Annotated in this window: 18 protein-coding genes; 15 read left to right on the forward strand and 3 right to left on the reverse strand. The window is 42.3% G+C overall.

Going from position 1 to position 21,869, the window contains the following annotated elements:
* The first annotated feature begins 3 nt into the window (after positions 1-3).
* From G3569_RS07280 to G3569_RS07315, 8 genes are all read left to right on the forward strand, one after another.
* A complete protein-coding gene (locus G3569_RS07280; protein ID WP_165267583.1) occupies positions 4-1,836 on the forward strand; it encodes a MutS family DNA mismatch repair protein in 1,833 nt (610 codons plus the stop codon).
* 266 nt (positions 1,837-2,102) lie between these two features.
* Positions 2,103-2,666, forward strand: coding sequence for an RNA polymerase sigma factor (locus G3569_RS07285; protein ID WP_350356552.1), 564 nt, complete (start codon positions 2,103-2,105; stop codon positions 2,664-2,666).
* Positions 2,659-3,456, forward strand: a complete 798-nt coding sequence (locus G3569_RS07290; protein WP_165267585.1) for a HEAT repeat domain-containing protein — start codon at positions 2,659-2,661, stop codon at positions 3,454-3,456. Before G3569_RS07285 ends, G3569_RS07290 begins: the two co-directional genes overlap by 8 nt.
* Positions 3,457-3,468: 12 nt before the next feature.
* Positions 3,469-4,368: a DUF4097 family beta strand repeat-containing protein gene (locus G3569_RS07295; RefSeq protein ID WP_165267587.1), complete on the forward strand. Its 900-nt coding sequence runs from the start codon at positions 3,469-3,471 to the stop codon at positions 4,366-4,368.
* Positions 4,369-4,395: 27 nt separating this feature from the next.
* Positions 4,396-5,253, forward strand: coding sequence for a DUF4097 family beta strand repeat-containing protein (locus tag G3569_RS07300; protein WP_205720068.1), 858 nt, complete (start codon positions 4,396-4,398; stop codon positions 5,251-5,253).
* Between the two features lie 63 nt (positions 5,254-5,316).
* Positions 5,317-8,016, forward strand: a complete 2,700-nt coding sequence (locus G3569_RS07305; RefSeq protein ID WP_205720069.1) for a DUF5916 domain-containing protein — start codon at positions 5,317-5,319, stop codon at positions 8,014-8,016.
* Between the two features lie 118 nt (positions 8,017-8,134).
* Positions 8,135-9,094, forward strand: a complete 960-nt coding sequence (locus tag G3569_RS07310) for a threonine/serine dehydratase (RefSeq protein WP_205720070.1) — start codon at positions 8,135-8,137, stop codon at positions 9,092-9,094.
* A gap of 35 nt (positions 9,095-9,129) precedes the next feature.
* On the forward strand, positions 9,130-9,813 hold the full coding sequence (locus tag G3569_RS07315; protein ID WP_165267595.1) for an SIMPL domain-containing protein: 684 nt from the start codon (positions 9,130-9,132) through the stop codon (positions 9,811-9,813).
* A 191-nt stretch (positions 9,814-10,004) separates the two neighbouring features.
* On the opposite strand, the gene G3569_RS07320 is transcribed toward G3569_RS07315, so the two are convergent.
* Both G3569_RS07320 and G3569_RS07325 read right to left on the reverse strand, forming a co-directional pair.
* Positions 10,005-10,937, reverse strand: a complete 933-nt coding sequence (locus tag G3569_RS07320; RefSeq protein ID WP_165267597.1) for a PIG-L family deacetylase — start codon at positions 10,935-10,937, stop codon at positions 10,005-10,007.
* 17 nt (positions 10,938-10,954) lie between these two features.
* Positions 10,955-11,602: an arylesterase gene (locus G3569_RS07325; RefSeq protein ID WP_165267599.1), complete on the reverse strand. Its 648-nt coding sequence runs from the start codon at positions 11,600-11,602 to the stop codon at positions 10,955-10,957.
* Between the two features lie 124 nt (positions 11,603-11,726).
* Here G3569_RS07325 and G3569_RS07330 point away from each other — a divergent pair, with 124 nt between their 5' ends.
* The 6 genes from G3569_RS07330 (at position 11,727) to G3569_RS07355 (ending at position 19,900) form a co-directional block, all read left to right on the forward strand.
* Positions 11,727-12,446, forward strand: a complete 720-nt coding sequence (locus tag G3569_RS07330) for an ABC transporter ATP-binding protein (protein WP_165267601.1) — start codon at positions 11,727-11,729, stop codon at positions 12,444-12,446.
* A 19-nt stretch (positions 12,447-12,465) separates the two neighbouring features.
* Positions 12,466-15,012 carry an ABC transporter permease gene (locus tag G3569_RS07335; RefSeq protein WP_165267603.1) on the forward strand — a complete coding sequence of 849 codons (2,547 nt, stop codon included), beginning with the start codon at positions 12,466-12,468 and terminating at the stop codon, positions 15,010-15,012.
* 76 nt (positions 15,013-15,088) lie between these two features.
* A complete protein-coding gene (locus G3569_RS07340; RefSeq protein ID WP_165267605.1) occupies positions 15,089-15,778 on the forward strand; it encodes a YiaD family glycine zipper/OmpA-like lipoprotein in 690 nt (229 codons plus the stop codon).
* Between the two features lie 1,051 nt (positions 15,779-16,829).
* Complete coding sequence (corA, locus tag G3569_RS07345) at positions 16,830-17,951, forward strand: magnesium/cobalt transporter CorA (RefSeq protein ID WP_240894634.1); 1,122 nt, start codon at positions 16,830-16,832, stop codon at positions 17,949-17,951.
* 55 nt (positions 17,952-18,006) lie between these two features.
* On the forward strand, positions 18,007-18,888 hold the full coding sequence (locus G3569_RS07350; protein ID WP_165267607.1) for a universal stress protein: 882 nt from the start codon (positions 18,007-18,009) through the stop codon (positions 18,886-18,888).
* 7 nt (positions 18,889-18,895) lie between these two features.
* Entirely contained in the window at positions 18,896-19,900 is a 1,005-nt protein-coding gene (locus G3569_RS07355; protein ID WP_165267609.1) for an endonuclease/exonuclease/phosphatase family protein, read from the forward strand.
* A gap of 76 nt (positions 19,901-19,976) precedes the next feature.
* Here the strand turns inward: G3569_RS07355 and G3569_RS07360 are convergent, their stop codons facing one another.
* A complete protein-coding gene (locus G3569_RS07360; protein WP_165267611.1) occupies positions 19,977-21,359 on the reverse strand; it encodes an outer membrane protein transport protein in 1,383 nt (460 codons plus the stop codon).
* A 188-nt stretch (positions 21,360-21,547) separates the two neighbouring features.
* Here G3569_RS07360 and G3569_RS18350 point away from each other — a divergent pair, with 188 nt between their 5' ends.
* Entirely contained in the window at positions 21,548-21,739 is a 192-nt protein-coding gene (locus G3569_RS18350) for a hypothetical protein (RefSeq protein ID WP_205720071.1), read from the forward strand.
* Positions 21,740-21,869 lie beyond the last annotated feature (130 nt).

Raw genomic sequence — 21,869 nt, forward strand, 5'->3', positions numbered from 1 at the left:
TTTATGCACAACCACACGCAACAATCACTGCGGCAAGTTCTAAAAAATCAGGTCCGCCGCCTGGAAACCAAAATTAATACCCTTGATCAACTAAGCAGCCGCCTGTCAATGGGGCGTTTAGCTGCTTTTGTCGGCGGGTTACTCCTCGTATACCTTATTGGGCAGCTAGGCCCGGAATGGGCATTTTGGGTAGCACTAGCAGGTTTTATAGGCGGGTTCTGGCGCTTGGTTAAAACACACAACCAGATTGACCAGGCGAAAGAAAAATTCTTAATATGGCAGAACATACGATCATCGCATTTAGCACGCCTCTCCTTAGACTGGCCGAACATTCCGCAGAAATCAACAACTGACAATTATGAAAACCACCCCTTTGCTACGGACTTAGATCTAATCGGACAACATTCGTTACTACAGCTTATTGACACCTCAAACTATCAGGGTAGCACCGACCAACTGGCCAAATACCTGCTCACCGAGGAGCCGACTCCTGAGGATGTTGAACAACGACAACAAATCATCCGTGAACTGGCCCAGAAACCACAATTCCGCGACCAGCTACATTTACAGGCCGAGCTCTATAAAAAACAGGAAACGGATAACGATTGGACCCTTGAAGAACTGCTCAATTATCTCAGAAAATCTGAACAAGTAAGTTATACTACTCCCCTTTTGGTATTGGGAGGGCTCTCCATCCTCAATATTGTATTGGGAAGTCTCTACCTGGCCGGACTGATGAACCCCTATGTAATATTCACTTTTGTTCTGTACCTTGTGATTTACAATTTTAACAGTGAAAAGATATCGGGACTCTACGATGAGTCCGACCAGATTCAGAAATTACTTAGCCGGTTTAATGCGGTATTACACTTTTTAGAGACCAATGAATATGAAGCCGAAACTGAGCTCAAAAAATACTGCCAGCCCTTCTGGAGTAGCCAATATTCCCCTTCAAAATATGTAAAGCGCATTATCCGAATTGCCGGGGCCGCCTCCTCGCAGCAAAGTGAAATAATCTGGATATTACTCAACTTTTTGATGCCGTGGGATCTCTACTTTTCACAGAAACTTAGTTCATATAAAAAAGAGTTAGCGCCTCACCTGGAAGAATGGATCGACCATTTTTACAAACTGGAAGCCTTCTCATCTTTAGCCAACTTCTCGTGGTTAAATCCGCACTATACTTTTTCATTGCCAAACAATAATGCTGATAAACCATTTGAGGCAACAGACCTCGGGCATCCCCTTCTACCCGAAGAGCAAAAAGTAACAAACAATGTCGCTATTGAAGAAAAAGGAGATATTCTACTCATCACGGGCTCCAATATGGCAGGGAAAAGTACCTTCCTGCGAACTATGGGCATAAACATGGCTATGTGTTTTGCCGGTGCACCTGTCAATGCCTCTGCTCTCTCAACCATTCCATTTCGTTTATATAGCAGCATCAATGTTACCGACTCTTTGGATGATGGACTCTCCCATTTTTATGCAGAAGTAAAACATCTTCGCGGTTTGTTGGAACTGCTAAGGGATGATCACCAAACACCTGTATTCTTTATGGTTGATGAGATCTACCGTGGTACCAATAACCGTGAGCGTCTGCAGGGCAGCGAAGCTTTCCTCAAAAATGTAGCCGGTAAAAATGGGATCGGTCTTGTCTCTACACACGATCTGGAACTGGCCCAACTCGAAGAAACGATTCCTCAGCTTAGTAATTGGCACTTCGAGGAAACCATAGAAGACGGGAAGATGAGCTTTGAATACAAGCTAAAACCCGGCCCCTGCCCTACTACCAATGCCCTGAAAATTATGGAGATGGAAGGACTACCTACGTGAATTAGGAATTGAAAATTAGGAATTAAGAATTAGGAGTATAGAGGAATCAATAGTCAGAAATCAAAATTCAGAATGGCTGCCTAAGACTTCTGATTCCTGAATTCTGACGTTCTTTTACCCACACCTTCCCTTTGAATAAGTCCAACATTAAAATTGCCCACCCTCTCCCATTCCTAATTTTTAATTCCTAATTCATTTGTAACCTTTCTAGAAACCATCAGTGTACTATAGTGGATTAAGAAAAAGAAAACTTAAACACACTGGTGGTGAACTCAACTTCTGACAATGCGCTGATGCTTAAGGTGAAAGAGGGTGATCTCGATAAACTGGGACTGCTCTTCGAACGCTATAATAAGCGTCTTTACCATTTTTTTTACCGCCTGACCCACCGCCGGGACCTTAGTGAAGACTTGGTACAGGGTGTTTTTGAACGCATCCTAAAATACCGAAATACCTATACCAATAGTGGTTCATTCGCCACATGGATATTCCAGATTGCCCGTAATCTACAAGCTGATCACTACTCTCAGAATAGCCCTTGTGAACAAGCTGACAGAGATATTGAATGGGAAAAGTTGGAAGGTGATAACATCATTTTTGAAAAAGAGCAACAACAAGAACAGGAATTAGAATTACTGCAACAAGCCATTAATCAGCTGAGTGATACCAAAAAGGAGACATTGATTCTCAGTCGATTCGAAGGTTTTAGATATAAAGAAATTGCAGAAATCATGGGGTGCTCAGAAAGTGCCGTAAAGGTTCGAATTTTCAGAGCGCTACAAGAGCTTGAAGTACAGATGAAAGAACTCAAAAGAAACGGATATGATTAACGAACAATATATCGAGCTAATTACCGCTTATATCGATGACTCGATTACCTCAGAACAACGGGTCCGGCTAAACGACCTCATTGATAAGGGGGAAATAGATATTGATATCAAACAAATGGAGGCCACATACAAGAAGATGGGCCAATTACCGGCACCTGAACCATCAGATCAAATGCGGGAAGCCTTTTACGACATGATCGGAAATGAAAAAGAGCAACAAGTCCCACAAAAAAGTAATACATGGATAAATCGTATTGAAGAACTTTTCGCCCCCAAAAAAGTGCCACGAATGGCTTTTTTCACTGTAATATTCTTGGTTGGGATGTTTACCGGAAACCTTCTTACTCCCTTCCAGGATTATCAGCAACAGATGGATCAGTTGTCAGGAGAGGTCTCAAAGATGCGCCAGGTTATGATGATGAGCCTGCTGGATAACCAATCCTCTTCGGAACGCCTCAAAGCCGTAAATATCAGCACCGATATACAGACAGCTGATAAACGAGTCGTAACAGCATTACTTAAAACCTTAAACAATGATTCCAATGTAAATGTACGGTTGGCGAGTATCCAAGCCTTATTACACCATGCAGAAAACCCAAGGGTACGAAGAGGATTAATCCGCTCAATTTCACGGCAGACGTCTCCACAAATACAGGTTGCCCTGGCCGATGCCATGCTGGCCCTGCAGGAAACACAATCTGTTGATGAGTTACAGAAACTACTACAACAGAACGAGCTGGATTCCACAGTCCGTGACAAACTGAAAAATACTATTGCAGCCCTAAGTTAAACAGATAAGATCATGAAATACTTCAAATCTTTTTTCTATAACACGCTCTACGCAACCTTTGCATTAACCTTGCTGACACCTCTTTTGTCGCCATTCAATTCTGTAACCCAAAATACCACACGCACCATTAAAAAGAGCATGACATTTGCCGATCCGGCAGATCCTGGAAATAAATTTAAGGTTATGAATATCGACGGCTCGGTAACCGTGGAAGCCTATGATGGTGATACCATAGAACTTACTATAAAAGAACAGATTGACGGCACGCCCGGAGAAGTTAGACAAGCCAGAGAAGAGCTGGAATACAAAGTTGAACGCCGCGGGAATCTTATCCTAACCTATCTTGATGCCCCATTTATTACGTTTCGATTTGATGGTAAGGACGTACATTATTCTGTTGACCGTAATGATGACAGCTATATATTCATCCACAACCTACACCTGAAGGTCCCCCAAGCCATCCTCCTTGATGTTTCCTCCATTAACAAAGGGGGCATAAATATCGATGGTAATTTTAAAGCGGTAGAAGCCAGTAACGTAAACGGCTCGCTAAACCTGACACATTTGACCTCTAAGACCAGAGCCAACACGATAAATGGAGATATCACTGTTTCCTATGATAAAGTGCCCGTTAAAGATTCTGAATATCACACCATCAATGGCACTATTGAAGTTAACATGCCGGACGACCTTTCTGCCGATATCTACTTCAAAAGCCTGCATGGCGACATATACACCGACTTCCAAAATGTGAAACCGTTAACCCCAAAGGTAAAAACTGTATCGAATTCGAACCGATCTAAAGTTATGTATGAAGTAAAAAAATTCAGTCCTCTGCGTATTGCTAATGGTAGCGTAGAGCTCCGTTTTGAAGTACTAAATGGAGACGTCTATATCCGCAAACAATCATAAACGTATTAAACCAACACACGCTCTACTATGCTACCCCAAAATCAGCATGATATGAACCATCTAAAAAAATTAACAGCCATGAACACACTCAAATATATATCTATCCTGCTTTTTGCCACACTACTGCTTCCATTACAGATACAAGCCCAGGAACAAATTGCCGTCCCCCTGTCAAACCCCGGTGAACCAGGCTTACTCGATATTGGAGTCGTTCGCGGTTCTATTACAGTAAATGGATATGATGGCAAAGAAGTGCTTGTTGCCTATTCCGGCGAAGACGATCAAAAACAGGAAGTAACCCAAAAAGGGCTGCGTCGAATTTCGAATAATGGCGTAGGTTTTGAAGTTACGGAAGACAACAACGAAGTGGAGGTGAGCGGCGCCTCTCCTATGCAGTCTATTGATTTTGAAATCACTGTGCCACGTAATTTTGGGCTAAACCTCTCTACCGTTAATGGTGGCGAAATATTGGTCAACAATGTGAATGGAGAGATGGAGATCAGTAATGTAAACGGCAAAGTAACTCTCCGGAATGTAGGTGGGTCGGCCCTTATAAATACCGTTAATGGAGATATTAAAGCCACATTTTCGAAAGTTGCCCCCAATAGCCCTATGGCATTTAGCAATCTGAATGGAGATATCGACATCACTTTTCCTGCCGATGTTAAGATAAATGCAAAGATGAAATCAGAATGGGGCGAAGTTTTTACTGATTTTGAAATGAATATCCAGCGTACAGACAAGAAAAATATTAAATCGTCTGCCAATGATGGAGTTTACAAAGTTTCTGTTAACAACTGGATCTATGGTGCTATCAACGGCGGCGGACCGGAATACCTCTTTAAGAGTATGCGGGGCGATATTTATATCCGAAAAAATAAATAGTGTAACGAAACCTGGAAGTACCCGTCTACTTAAAAACGAACTAACCTAATATGAAGGTCTATTATGCATTCCTTACTACTCCGTTATATATCCGTTTTCTTTCTCATGTTTGTCATAACTAACCTGGCCTGGGGCCAGGAAACCACAGAGGAAAGCAGAAATACCGAAACGACCAATCCCAGCTCACTATCCTTAGGGGCATTAAAAATAAGCCCGCAAAATGAGATAACCCTGGATGGAAAGCTCGATGAGAACATCTGGAAAAACGCCCGTATTGCAACGGATTTTACACAACGTATTCCCAATGATGGAGCACCCGCCTCTGAAAAAACGGAAGTCCAAGTAGTTTATTCAAACGATGCACTTTATGTGGGTATCCGGGCATTCGACAGTGCTATGGATTCTGTAGCTGCTACTCTTTTCCGTAAGGATGGAGCAGCTTACAGCGACTGGGTTTACGTAAGTATTGACAGCTATAGTGATAACCGTACGAGCTTTAATTTCGCGGTTAATCCACGGGGAGTCCAAAAGGATATCCTGATATTCAACGATAGTAATGAGGATAAACGATGGGATGCCGTCTGGGAAACGAAGACGACCATCCTGGAAAACAGCTGGGTAGCAGAACTCCGGATTCCACTGTCGCAACTTCGCTTTGATACTGATAAAACAGAACAAAGCTGGGGTATTAATTTTCAGCGCAGGTTAGCTCGCAAAGAAGAGATCTCATTTTGGTCACCCACGCCCCAGGATGCTTCCGGCCTCGTTTCTCTCTATGGTGAGCTTACGGGTATCAAAGAGCTTCCAAAAATAAATCGACTGGAGATCACCCCATATGCTTCCAGCGATTTAACAAAAGCACCCGGTGATGATAAGAATCCCTATTACAACGCTAACGATTGGAATGGTTCTATAGGTGCTGATATCAAATATAGCCTCACCCCCGACCTTACACTGACCGGCACCATCAATCCTGATTTTGGGCAAGTCGAAGCTGATCCCGCTGTAATAAATTTAAGTGCTTTTGAGACCTTCTTTCCCGAACAGCGGCCGTTTTTCCTGGAAGGGACAGATATTTTTGAATTCGGACGTACCAAAACGCATAACACTTTTGGAAATCCTCTGGTATTTTACTCCAGACGCATAGGCCGCCGACCACAAGGTAACGCCTCGAACTCGGGTATTGATCCCCAATATACCGACGTCCCCAGTCAAACAACAATCGCCAGTGCAGCCAAACTCAGTGGCAAAACAGATAATGGATTTTCATTGGGCATTTTAAATGCGTTTACCCTTCGTGAAAAGGCCCAGTTCCAAACGACTACCAATACCGACGGCAGCGTGAGCGTAGAACCCCCGACCAACTATTTTGTGGGGCGTGTAAAACAAGATTTTGATGGCGGTCAGACCACTGTGGGTGCCTATGGCAGTGCGGTAAATAGATCTATCCGGGCCGATTACCTCAGCCAGTCCCTCCATAATTCGGCCTATATCGCCGGCCTCGATTTTGAACACAGCTGGAAAGATCGTGAATGGATTCTAAGCGGTACCCTCTCGGGGATCAGCGTCAACGGTTCAAAAGAAGCCATTGCCGCTACCCAGCGCAGCAGTGCCCGTTACTATAATCGTGTAGACGCTGATTACTTGTCTGTAGATCCCAATAAAACCAATCTATCAGGCTATGCCGGGGAACTGTCGATCGGTAAATTTGGCGGTGATCATTGGAGAGGATCCCTTACTTATTCTACCGTTAGTCCCGGTTATGAAGTAAATGATATCGGATTCGAAAATCGTGCCGACTACCATGCGCTCTCCTATTTTCTATCCTATCAAGAATCCTCTCCAGAGCTTTTCCGCTTTTATAAACTCTGGGCCTTTGCGGGACACGGATGGAATTATGGTGGAGACCTCATCAACAACTACTACCGAACGGGAGCATTTTTCCAGCTCAAAAACTTATGGTCGTTTAACTATAATGCAGGCTTTAACGGCAAATCATACTTAGACCGTCTTAGCCGGGGCGGACCGGTAGCCGAACGTGCGAAAGACTGGAATTTCAATATTAATATCAATTCTGACCAAACCCGGAAAGTCTCGTTCAATATAGGAACCTCTCATCGCAGTGATGTCTCCGGGGAATTTGACCACTCCTATTGGACCGGCCTTGAAATACGTCCTGCTACCTTTATTCAGCTCAGTATCTCCCCTCAGTTCTCTATAGAAAAAGATACCGACCAGTATGTTACATCTTCAGAAGACCCATCTGCCCAAAATACGTATGGAAACCGTTATGTTTTTGCTGATATTGACAAAAGCACTCTTTCTACCAGCATACGCCTGGATTGGACATTTACCCCCTCTATAAGCCTACAAACCTACGTTCGCCCGTTTATAACCAGTGGTAACTTTTACAACTATAAAGAGTTTACTGCCCCTTATGACTATAAGTTTGCCGTCTATGGTGAGGACCGCGGTGTAATTCAAAAAAATAATGACGTATATACCGTCGACCCCGATGGAGCTGGTACAGCACCGTCGTTTACTTTTGAAGAGCAAGACTTCAACTTTAAGTCTATACAAACGAATGCTGTTTTTCGGTGGGAATATCAGCCGGGCTCTATCTTTTATCTCGTATGGCAACAGGATCAATCTCACAAATCAGTCCACAATGACTTCCGCTTAGGTCGTGATATCAAACGGCTCTTTGATACTAAACCCACAACCGTCTTTCTGCTGAAATTCAGTTATTGGTTTGGCAGCTAGCACTTTTCTAAGCATAACAAATGGCTTCAGTTATTACAGGCTGAGGCCATTTTTATTGCAATAAATCCTTCGTATTATTTCGGCAGATAAAATGGTAACCGATTTCAGACCTGAATTAATGGATTTAAGCACCGAAATAACACAAGCCCACCATCGTATCAGGGAGGATATCTTCCAAACCCCTCTTCTCTATTCCAATTGGTTAAGTGGGTACTGTAATGGGGAGGTCTATTTGAAGCTGGAGAGCGAACAAATTACCGGATCATTTAAAGCCCGGGGCAGCCTCAATAAACTTAAGTGGTTGCAAGAAAATGATATCTCCAAATTACCTGTGACTGCCTCCACCGGAAATCACGGACTTGGTTTTGCCCGAGCGTGTGATCTTTTGGGGATAGATGGAAAAGTTTTTCTACCTCATAATGCGGTTGAATCCAAAGTAGAAGCAATCAAGAACTATGATGTAGAAATCGAATTCCATGGGCAAGATCCCTATACCACCGAAAAGTATACCCGCCAAACTGCTGAAGAACAGGGATGGATCTATGTATCCCCCTACAACGATCCACAAATTGTAGCCGGTCAGGGAACCATTGCAGTAGAAATCCTCGAACAACTCTCTAATGAACCGGATAATGTGTTGGCAACTGTGGGGGGAGGGGGATTAATTTCAGGAATCGGTACCTATATAAATAATCATGCATCAGATACTAAGATTATAGGATGTCAGCCCGAAAATTCTCCTGAAATGGGCATAAGTGTTCGCGCCGGTGTATATAAAGAGGTAGAGTCGAAACCAACGCTTTCTGATGGTTCAGCAGGTGGCTTTGAACCCGATTCTATAACCTTTAATCTGTGTAAAAAGTTAGTCGATAAATTTATCTTTATTTCTGAAGACGAAATTGCCGGTGCCATTCGTTCTATGGTTGAGCGACATAGCAAATTGGTAGAAGGGTCGGCCGGTGTAGCTATTGCCAGCCTGCTGAAACAACCCAAACAGTTTGCTAACCAAACTACTGTCATTGTCGTTTGTGGTGCTAATATATCGTCTGACAAGCTACAATCAGTATTATGTGGTTAAATCATTTTAAAATTAATACTTAAAACTATCTTCCTATGAGAGTCCTTGCAATTTTACTTTCGCTACTTGTATTTACAGGAGCTGTTCAAGCCCAAGATCAAGATCACATTTCAATTAATGCTTCAGCACAGGTCCTTTTACCGGCTGATATGATATCTTTTCGTATTAATGTAAATGCAGAAGCCGATACTCCACAAGAAGCTTACAAACTGCACAAAAAAAGAGAAAATGTATTAGTGGAATTACTTAAGAAGCATAATATCAAAGATGAAGAGATCAATTTTGAGCCCATATCTATCAATTCACGACACGATCGGTCGTATCAAAATGAGGAGAAAAAGCGAATAGAAACTCAACAGGCGGTAATACTCTCGCTGGAGAGTTTTGATATTTATGAAGAGATTCAAGTGACACTTATCGAAAATAATTTTGATGAGTTCAGCGGTAACTTTTCATCCAGCGAAAAGAAAAAAGGAGAAGATAAAGCCTTAGAAAAAGCTCTCAAGATAGCCCGACAAAAAGCAGATATGATAGCTGAAGAAACCGGACTCACCATTACTGGTATTAAAAATATCAACTATTCCTACAACCAACGCCCTCCCCGCCCTGTAAATATGATGGAGCGATCTTCGATGCCATCAACAGGCAGTTTGTTACAGTTCGATCAAACCGTTAGCGTCTCAGCCAGTGTCTCCATCACTTATAACTTTGAGAAGTAAGAGAACCAATTATTAAGCGTTGAGGGCTTTGCAAAACCTTTGATTTTGTCATTCTGAGCTTGTCGAAGAATCTCCAATATCCATCTACTGCCGTTGAAAGGGAGATCCTTCATTACATTCAGGATGACTGCCTGGTTTTGCAAAGGTCCCGCGTTATCAATCTTGCGGGGTTGATAACGCTTTTAAAAGAACTATTCATTATCAAAATCGATATCAGGATTTCTATAGATGGGTACTTCATTCACAGCTTTAAAAAAAGCTCTCGCTTTTTGGACCTGCTGTGGCGTGTTAAATGAATAGGGCCAATACTGCTCCACATTGCCCCGGCCCATATACATCTGCATGGTACCCTGTGACTTATGCGCAGCAATAACCCAATTGCCAATAATTTTGTAACTGAGACGATCATCATGGCCAAAGGTTTGGGTGCGATCAAACAGTAAAGGGCCCTGCGTCTTGTTTATTTTTGATATAGGGTATCCGTCTAACTTACTGTAGCCGGTAGAATCATCTACAGACGAAACAATATCGGCGGCAAGTACCACTGGCCTATCTTCTTGCGGTAACTTATGAATGGCCTGTAACGCAAGAATAGCCGATGCTTTATGATGAGCATGGGTGTCTTTAGAAGGCATCATCGTAAACACAAAATCATAATGCTGTTCCCTCAATATTTTATGGAGCCGCTGCTTTATCCAGTTAATATTCCAGGTATCCAGTGGATTTGATATATCTTTTGAATACTTATCATCAACCTGGTCAAAAAAGAAATAATTTCGCAATCCAACGATCTTGCCCCCTTCCATTAGTTCTCGTTTTCTGATAGCAGGTAAGTATTCACGTCCAACCTCTTCTTTATCCAGCGCTCGGTCATAGATATAATTACCCAGCGTTGAATATTTGTACCCTCCTTCGCCATTAGTTAAAAGGGCTAAATCAACTTTACCATCCAACAGATGAGTCGTTTTGAAAACTGTTGCAGCAAAAAGGGCGTCATCATCGGGATGGGCCGTGACTAATAATATCTTGGGGTGATACTCAAGGTGTTGTGCTTCCGCTTGCTGGCCTAACCCAATAAAAAGAATTAAAAATCCTAATAGAATAGATATACTTAGCTTTCGCATGGTAAGATTAATTTCAGTTAGTTTGATTGTATCTCTTTCCTTTTATCCTTCAATATGGGTTTTAAGGTATCCCAGACCGTTTCGGCTATCACCTTATGTCCCTTTGCCGTTGGATGAATACCGTCAGCTTGGTTAAGCTCCGAATTTCCTCCCACTCCTTTTAATAAAAAAGGAAGTAAGGTGATATTATTCTTTTCTGCCAATTCCGGATACATTTCTTTAAACTTTTCTGTGTATTCGGGTCCCAAATTGGGAGGTACCTGCATGCCGGTTAGAATAATAGTCGCTTTCGGATACTCTTCTTGTACCTTGTCAATAATCTTCTGCAGATTTTTCTTTGTAGCATCCAAATCGATCCCCCGAAGTCCGTCGTTCCCTCCTAACTCAAGAATGAAAACAGACACAGGCTTCCGTAACATCCAATCGACACGTCGTAGTCCTCCCGCTGAGGTTTCTCCGCTTAGTCCTGCATTTATAGCCTCAAAATTCCATCCCAACGAATCGATCTTTTGTTGCATAAGAGCCGGAAAAGCATTTTCAGTTTTAATACCATAACCTGCTGTAATACTATCCCCGAAAAAAAGAATCCGTTGCTCTGAACTTTGAGCACTAAGTATCAAGGGAGCAAAAAGAAGTATAACAAATACCGCTAATAATCGTCTCATTAAGAAGAAAAAAGTTAAAGGTTGTTTTAGCATTTTTATTAAAACAAGGGAACGCTTTTATTAACGGAATGATTCAACCGTTTGAAGTTGTTTCAAACCATAATCTAACTACGATATTATTTGTATGGGTTCAAAACCAATTTTGGAAGTTACAAATCTCACACAACAATTTAATAACGGTGATCATAAGCTTACCGTACTCGACCATGTCGACTTTTCGGTACAAGAAGAAACCATCTGTTCTGTTGTAGGGCCTTCGGGTAGTGGCAAAACTACCTTACTGGGATTATGTGCCGGTCTCGACCGCCCCACCCTGGGAGAAGTATCACTTAACGGTGTGCCACTGGGTCCTCTCAATGAAGATGAACGGGCTGAGGTTCGCAACAAACATGTGGGCTTTGTGTTCCAAACTTTTCAACTGGTGCCCACATTAACGGCCTTAGAAAACGTGATGGTGCCCCTGGAGCTTCGGGGAAGAAGATCCTCCGAGGTGCAACATGAGGCCGAAGAGCTGCTCAAAAAAGTAGGGCTTGCCGATCGATTTCAACACTACCCGACCCAACTATCAGGAGGTGAGCAGCAGCGCGTAGCTATTGCCCGGGCATTCATCAATGAGCCGAAAATTTTATTTGCTGATGAACCTACGGGTAACCTGGATGAAGAAACCGGCTCAAAAATTGAAGACCTCCTCTTTGATCTCAACAGGTCGCTCGGCACTACCCTCATTCTTGTTACCCACGATTTGTCTCTTGCTCAACAGTGTCAGCGTATTATCAGACTCAAAAATGGCAAGATTTTTAAGGATGAATGGGTTACAACTCCTGAAGCAGAACAGCTAAAATAACGCACCTCACATACACTTTATGTCTTCATTTTTTTCTGGTTGGTCATGGAAAATGGCCTGGCGCGATGCCCGGTCCAACAAAAAGCGGCTTTTTGTCTATATCTCTGCCATTATTATTGGTGTAGCCGCCCAAGTCGCAATTACTTCGTTTCGTGACAGCTTAAATACTACGATTGACAACCAATCAAAAGAACTTTTGGGCGCCGATCTTGAAATTGAAACCGAACAAGCTCCGCCGGATACCCTCACATCATATTTTAAAAAACTTGGAGGAGAGCAGGCCCAAATAACTGAATTTCCTTCTATGGTTCTTTTTCCGAAAGAAGGGAACTCTCGCCTCTCAAATATTCGTGCCCTAAAAGGCAATTTCCCTTTTTACGGATCCCTGGAAACGATCCCCGCTGCGGCGGCCTCACACTTTAAATCTGACACTACTGCCCTGGTTGACCAGGCTCTTATGACCCAGTTCAATATTGAAGTGGGAGACTCTGTCAAAGTTGGACGACTGACCTTAGCCATAAGTGGAGCTATTACCAAAGTGCCCGGTGAAGCTGCAGCCGCATCGATGATTGGCCCTCGTGTTTTTATTCCCCATTCGATATTGGATTCTACTAACCTTATCCAACGCGGCAGTCGCATTGAGTATAAACAGTATTTTAAATTTTCTGATGGCAGAGACCTAGATCCTATTGAAACCAAGCTTGATTCACTGGAAGAAAGTCTGGCTATAGATATTGACTATGAAACGGTCGAAGAACGACGTGAAGAGATCGGGGAGGCCGTTGGTAACCTTGGCAAGTTTTTAAATCTCGTTGGCTTTATCGCTTTACTCCTCGGAGGTATAGGGGTGGCCAGCTCTATCCATGTATATATCAATCAAAAGATTGAGACGGCATCAGTGCTGCGCTGTTTTGGCGCCTCCTCAAACCAAACGATGAGTATCTTTCTCATACAGGCTGTTGTGCTAGGCTTCCTGGGGGCCTTGGCAGGCACTATTTTAGGAATCGGATTACAGTACCTGCTTCCCGGGCTTGTAAGTGATTTCCTGCCCGTTACGGTTGAACTAACCGTATCTTGGCTGGCTATTGGACTGGGGTTATTTACCGGTACAGGCGTGGCCCTGGCTTTTGCCCTGCTACCCCTACTGGCACTGCGTAAAAGTTCCCCCCTCTATGCGCTTAGAACTATTGAAAAGTCAATAACCTCCCTCTTATCCCGAAAAACAAAAGTGATTATCTATTTCATTATCACGCTAACAGTGATGGGCTACGCCAGCCTGCTTACTGAAAGTTTGTTAATTGGAACTGTTTTCACTGTTGGAATGCTTGTTTCTTTCGGACTTCTTCTTTTGGTAGCTAAAGGGTTAATGATATTAGTTCGAAGATTTTTTCCCTCACACTGGACCTATGTATGGCGACAGGGCTTGGCTAACTTGTATCGCCCTCATAACCAGACCACTACCCTGATGCTTTCCCTGGGATTGGGAATGCTGCTGGTAAGTACGCTCTATTTTAGCCAGGATATGCTGATGAAAGAACTCGATTTCGCAACCCGGGAAGATGCTCCCAACCTCATCTTTTTTGATATCCAACCGGATCAAAACCAAGGAATTAACGAGATTCTAAACGAACAGAATGCTCCGGTTATCCAAAATGTGCCAATGGTTACGATGCGTCTTGACTCTCTGCGTGGTCGTGGAACTCAGGAAATTGCCGAAGATACAACAACTGAAGTTCGGGGATGGGCACTGCGGCGGGAATATCGCTCGACCTATAGAGATTCTTTAATAAGTTCTGAAACACTCCTTAAAGGCGAATGGATTGGACAAGCCCCCGATACGGGGCGTGTTCCCGTTTCTGCGGCCAAAGAAATTGCTGAGGACCTGAATCTGTCTGTTGGGGATTTCCTCACTTTTGATGTACAAGGGGTGCCTATTGAAGCCTACGTCGGTAGCATCCGAGAAGTTGACTTTCAACGTGTTCAACCCAACTTCTTTATGCTGTTTCCCACAGGCGTACTGGAACCTGCTCCCCAAATTTACGTCACTGTTACCCGCGCCCCTAATCAAGAGGTATCTGCTAAATTACAACAATCTGTAGTCCGGAAATATCCCAATGTCTCGGCCATCAACGTAAGCCGTATACTAGAAACAATTAACCAGTTTATTGATAAAATATCTTTTGCCATACAATTTATGGCCCTGTTTAGTATTGTCACGGGTCTTATCGTGCTGGCCAGCTCTGTTGCTACCAGTCGTTTCCAACGTATCAAAGAAAGTGTACTATTACGGACAATTGGGGCTAGCAAAAAGCAAATCTTACAAATTTTATCAGTTGAATACTTATTTCTCGGTATCCTCTCTGCTTTAACGGGTCTTATCTTATCGCTGGGAGCCACTGGCTTGTTGGGCTATTTCTATTTTGATATCACCTTCACCCCAAATTTATGGGTTATTTTTGTTGGTACCGCCGTACTAACAGGACTTACCATCCTTATTGGGATGTTTAACAGCCGCAGCATCTACAAAAAAACTCCTCTCGAAGTACTGCGAAAAGAAGCAACATAGCTTTATAGGAAACAATATCTGGTATAATGGATTTAAATATCCTTGAAACAGGTAAATTCTAACAGATATTATGTTTATGAAGCTACCAAAACAGTTGCTAATAATTACACTTTGTATTGGCATATTATCTTTAACTGCTAATAACTGCAAAAACTGGAGCAAAACAGCCAAAGGCGGTACTATCGGAGCCGGGGCCGGTGCATTGGCAGGAGCCATCATTGGAAAGGCTACCGGTGATGACAACACCGTAAAAGGAGCCATTATCGGGGCTGCTGTTGGTGGTGCGGCCGGGGCTGCTATCGGTAACTATATGGACCGGCAAGCCCGTGAAATGAGAAAAGATCTCGAAAATGCTAAAGTTGAACGTGTTGGAGAGGGAATCAAAATCACCTTTGACTCTGGTATCTTATTCAGTGTTGACTCCTATACACTACGTGAACAATCGAAAGAAAATATTGCAGAACTTGCCGAAACGCTGAAGAAGTATGATAATACCAATATTCTTTTCGCCGGCCATACCGATAACACCGGTTCAGAAAGCTATAACAAAGAACTGTCCGAAAAACGGGCCAAATCTGTAGCTAAATACACCTCTTTTTTAGATGTGAATGCTGAACGTATGAAGATTATCGGATACGGTGAAAGCGATCCCATTGCTTCTAATAATACAGAGGCCGGCCGACAGGAGAATCGCCGGGTCGAAATTGCCATTTATGCGAATGAGGAGCTCAAAAAAGCTGCCGAAAATGGCGACCTTACCGACTAATCTCCTTAAAAATATAACGGTGATTTCTGGTAAATCCCGCAGTATATGCGGGATTTACCATTTTGATCGCATTCATGTTAAAGAGGAACTCCTAAAAAGGTTCAATCGCCCCGCAGTCACTTTGAAACTTTGTTACTTAATCAGAATGGTAGCATCCCCGAACCCCTTCTGATTACACCAGATGCCTTTTAGGTTCTACGCACACCTATGCCATAAGGCTTCGGTGCACTTCGCGAACTAAGAAAGAAAGACTGCCGCGATCTTCCGAAGAATCACCGGAATCCCTCGCAGTGACATTGCTTTTGAATTTTTAAAACCAACGTCTGTCATTGCGATCCGCCGACTGGCGGAGAAGCAATCTCCCTGAAGCAACTGGTTGATGCATGAAGGTTGCCTTTGGATACTACGCACACCTACGCTTTGGGCTTTGGTGTACTTTGCGAACCTCTTTTAGGAGATCCTGAAAGAGATACTTCGACAAGCTCAGTACATGGTTCAGAATGACAAGGTTTTTGGTTTGTTTTTTGGTAACCAAAAATGAACAGAACAGTTATTGATGGTCATCCTCCTGTCTTTCCACCAGTGGGCGAACGGGCTATTATCCAAGGAACAACTTTTTACAGTTTTGGGGATATGTAGTGAAAGTCCCATCTTGGAGCCGTAACGGACTGGCGTCTGTAAGAGGGTTTAGGGAGATTAAACATCAGTTTTTAGACTTTAATCTCCTGTTCTCAACCGCAAAATGTGTTTATGTTGCCTGTAATTTTAATGCGTATTTTCATATCCAATAACCTGCCATGAACACCAAGCAACAGACCTACGTAATTTCATTCGTCATCCTGTTAATCTGTCTGCTTATTGCAGCAGTCATTTATTTCTATACCGGTAATGTGATTATAGCCATCTTTTTTGCCCCGCCTATCATTCATTGGATTTTGAGAAAAAAAGCCAATTCGGAGCATTTATAAATTAGCCACATATTCTTTTACAACTTGTTTTAGGATTACAGCTTAGACATATTATTGTCACTGTTAAACAAAAAAATATTGATATGGCTACTTCCGGTAGGATCAAAAACATGCTACCAAGCATGCGATTTCGCAATACAAGGCATCGCAAAAAGCCAGGATCAGCGCCTGGTACGATTGAGCATATTGGTGAACGGCACATGGATGAGATCAAGATTACCGTTCACGACTACGATGATGAGCACATTGATGAAATTCCAATCAGTAAGATTCAAAAAGTTCAGCCTTATTTGGATGCTCCTTCACAAACCTGGGTACAGGTGCGTGGCCTGCATAACATTGAAAAACTTAAATCAATCTGGAGCTTTTTTGACCTGCACCCACTCATCCAAGAAGATATTGTACACACGGCCCAGCGTCCCAAGGTTGAACGATATGACAACTGTATCTTTTTTGTACTTCGGTTGCTTACTTATTCAAAAGACGACCAAACAATCCATGCCGAACAAATCAGTCTCGTACTTGGAAAAAACTATGTTTTATCGTTTCAAGAAACCGATGAAGACCATTTTAAACCGATCCTTAATCGACTGGCAATAGCCACATCTCGCATCCGCAAACTCGACACAGACTATTTGACCTATGCTCTCATTGATGCCGTTGTGGATTACTATTTTAACGTTCTTGAATATATTGGGGATGATATCGAAGCCTTGGAAGAACAGCTTCTCAAAGAACCCGATGAAAGTCTTCTTGAGCAGATTCATAGGATTAGACGTGAAATTATCTTCTTCCGAAAGTCAGTTTGGCCCCTGCGTGATGCTGTCAACAGTGCTATCAGAGATGAATCAGAGTTTATAAGTGAAGATACCAAAATTTATCTCCGTGATGTATATGATCATATGATCCAAATCATAGATAATATTGAGAATTATCGGGATACAATTCTGGGATTGCACGATATGTACATGTCTTATACTAGCAATAAAATGAATGAGGTAATGAAAGTACTTACCGTAATTGCTACCATTTTTATACCCTTGACATTTATTGCAGGCATTTACGGAATGAACTTTGATCCACAAGTTAGCCCTTATAATATGCCTGAACTTAGTTGGTACTGGGGCTATCCGGCATCGATAGCGCTTATGCTTGCTACAGCCGCAGTTATGATTATTTATTTTAAACGTAAAGGATGGTTCTGAAAAACAAGCTAAATTCGTATCTTTGACATACCAAATTTAACTTACTTCTGTCATCATGGAAAACATCAAAATACTTGTCCCCCTTGACTTTTCGGATTTAGGAGCTCGAGCTCTTCATTCGGCCCAAAAACTAGCTGAACTATTCAATGGAACCATTACTCCCTTCCACTCATACCTTCCCCTAAATGAAGTAGACGGTGGACCATATATGTTTGGTATGGGGACTACATCTATAGAAGGTTATGATGAAATTGAAGAAGCACTACATGATCGGCTGGCAAGTTTAGCAAAAGAAGAGATTCAGGGAACACAAGTTAAAGAAGCACTTATTTCGATTGGGAACCCAGCACAGTCGATTGTCGAAGATGCCAAAGAGTTCGACATGGTTGTGATGACCACCCACGGGCGGACCGGTTTCTCTCGGTTTTTCCTCGGTTCTGTTTCCGAAAAGGTGCTAAGACTGTCGCATGTACCGGTTCTGGTTGTAAATGAAGAAAGAGAGCTGACTGACATTAGCCGAATTATGGTTACTACTGACTTTTCGGACCACTCAAAAGCAGCTTTTCCTGTTGCCATGGAAATTGCCCAGAAAGCCAATGCCACGCTCGAACTTGTCAATATCATGGCATATGATCCGCAACATGAAGATGAGCCCGATGAATCCAAAAGGGAACTTCGTAAGCAACGCCTCAGAGTATTGGCCAAAGAGGAGATGCATGAGCTGGGCGACCTTCTTGAAACAAAAGTTATTGTATCCTCAGAAACTCCTCACGAGGCTATATTAAATTACAACCTGGAGAACCCCCATGACCTCATAGTGATGTCTACCGTTGGACGTACCGGCATTGATTACCTGATGATGGGAAGTACCACAACCAATGTGGTCCGACACGTTAAAAGCCCCGTGCTAAGTATCAATCCCAAAACAAATAAATAACTCACTTTTGCAGCAGTTGAAACAAACAAAGCTTACGCTTTTATCTCTATCTCTCTTACTAATCTTTTTAAACGCTTGCGGAACGGAATACGAACCTCCGCCTCAGGATGATGAAGATCCCAAAGATCAGATTGAATCTAATGAACCCGTAACAGCAGACGGTACGCTCGAAACGGTGACATGGAATATTAAATGGTATGGGGATGGGGATGGAGGAAATGGCCCGGCTGATGAACTCCAACAAACCAAGAACATCCTTCGTGTTACTGATTCGCTTAAAGCTGACCTGTATGCCTTTCAAGAGGTCTATAGCCAACAAGCAATTAATGATATCGCAAAAAAGATGAAAGGATATCAGGGTTTTGTAGGCGATCATATTGACTGGATTCAAAAAACGGGGTTTGTTTACAATACCAACGCAATCGACTCAATCTCAACCGACGCCATTACGCAGGGACAAAGTGAACATGCCTGGGCCGGACGACTACCGCTATATTTCCAGTTCAGCTATAAAAATTCTGATAAAGAATTTTATGCTATCGTGATACATGCCAAAGCCAATATCGGAGATAATGCTGAGGAATATGAAGAGGCATATAACCGAAGAAAACAAGCGGCTCAGGACCTCTATGATTACTTACAAAATGAAAAACCGGATGCCAATATCATTCTTCTGGGAGATTATAACGACGATGTTGACCAATCTATCTTTTATTATGCGAAGGGAGACACTGCTGAAACCCCATATAAACCATTTGTCTCGAACAACACTTTCCGGGTTATCACAAAATCACTTACAGAAGCTGGAAAATCGTCTACTGTAGGATACTCAGATATGATAGATCATATCAGTATGAGTAATGAGCTGTATAATTTTTATATCGATCAAAGCACTAAGGTTTTCCAGTTTGATGATGCATTTATTACCAATTATGGCTCATCAACCAGTGATCACTACCCTGTTTGGGCTAAATTTGACCTAACAACTTCTAAGTCCTTAACAGGCAACTAATCACAAATAGAAAAGGGAGATCGCTTTCAACAATCTCCCTTTAGAGGGGTATTATCACAGGTAAAAAAAATTCGTATTATAAAGCCATTCGGATTCCGGCCATAACATGGACACGACGGACATCCTCATTAATTACCGCCTTTACCCTTGAGGTTTCGTACAATACCGTATCTTCTTCCCAAAAGCTGTATTGAGCACCCAAATCAAACAGCAGGCCTTTTGTTAATTCCGCTGTAAAACCCCCGTTTATAAATTGTCTGTCTCCTTTTAACCCATTTCTTGGACTGGGCATAAATGAATATCCCACACGCGGGGTTAATTGCTCATTAACATTATACTCCAAGCCCGCCCGAAGGTTCACAATATCTTTAAACGTAGATTTGATAAGGCTATTTGTCCTATTTTCTTCGATATTATGAGCTTTTTTTTCAAATTCTATTTCGGTATTAGAATGTCTGACAAAGTCAGCGGCAACTGATATGCTAAGTTCATCTGAAGGTGCTACCGTCACCCCTCCCTTTAAGCGGGCAGGCCTATATATATTACTCACGCTCGCTGCTTCATTTACCCTATAAGGTTTATCATAATAAAAATTACCGGTTGCTTCTACTGTCTCAGACTTTGAGCCATCATCAAAAGAAGTAGTAAGCGTGGTACTGTACTTTTCATCTATATAGGTTACAGAGGGTAATATGTAGCTAACCCCCACATTTAAAGTTTCATTAGGTTTATATACTATACCGACCCGTGCCTGAAACGACTGTAACTCTGTTTCAATCGTCTGAACACTCAGTATTCTATCAATATCGGTTTCAAACTGTCCATCACCATCTACATCAATAAATTGCCCGTCATAATTATTACGCTGGTCAGATTCCAAGAATTCTCTTTTAGAGCTATAGGTTCCCCTCGAATAACCGATAGATCCTCCCAAGAAAACATTTTTTAACACCTCTGAGGCGATAAAGAAGGAGTACTCTCCCCGTACTCCTTTTTCGACAAATTCAACATTCTGATTAATTCCGGGGTAATAGGAGAAATTGTTACCAAATCTAAATATTGAGGTAGAACTGTCACTGTTGACGTCCTCAATAGCAAAAGTATTATAAGCAGCTTCATTTAGACCAACACTCTTGGGAAAACGTGCATAAAGATCAGTAATAGTAGAATTACTGTTATATCCACTGTTATTAAAAGTACCGTTAAAATCCGTGGATTGACTATATCCTCCTCCAACGACCAAACTGCCGCGCACTGTTGGCACTTTATACACAAAGCCCACATCCCCTAAACCAGTCTGATTATCTGAGAAACTATCTTCATTTCCAAGAAATGTACTCCTCTCATTAACATATCGTGTACTTAAACTGGCAGAGAAATAGCTCTCATTTACCAGTGCCATTGAAGCCGGGTTGTCCTGAAAGCTCCCAAAGCCCGATGGCTGACTGACAGCGGGCATAACAAGACTTACGGCATCATATGATGGATACTCAAGATTATATTGTATTATTTGATCTAGGTTTTGTGCCTTTAATAACAAGGGGAAAGCTAGAAATAATATAAGACAAGTGATTTTTTTTGACATACCTTCGGCACTACGTATTGAAATTTAAAAAGATAAAAGACTTAATAAATAGGTATTATTAATTGCCCCGACTTCGCCCACTATCAGAATCACCATCATCTGATGATCCTCTGCTTCTACTTCGACTACTACCAGAACGGGATCTAGACTTTGTACTAGATGAAGATCGACTCCTGTCTACCGATGATCGGTTACTGCTACTTCGGGATCTACGATCAAAAGAAGAATGGTTTGAACGGCTGCTTTTATTATGAAATCTTCGTGAACGTCTATGGTTATCCATTGTGCTTACACCATTTGTCTCATGGTCAAAAAAGCTTTTTACCCTGTCAAAAAAAGAAGTTCGACTTCTCTTTTTACGAAGACTGGAGCGAGATTTTTTAA

This window comes from Fodinibius halophilus (assembly GCF_011059105.1).
In the GTDB taxonomy this organism is placed as follows: domain Bacteria; phylum Bacteroidota; class Rhodothermia; order Balneolales; family Balneolaceae; genus Fodinibius; species Fodinibius halophilus.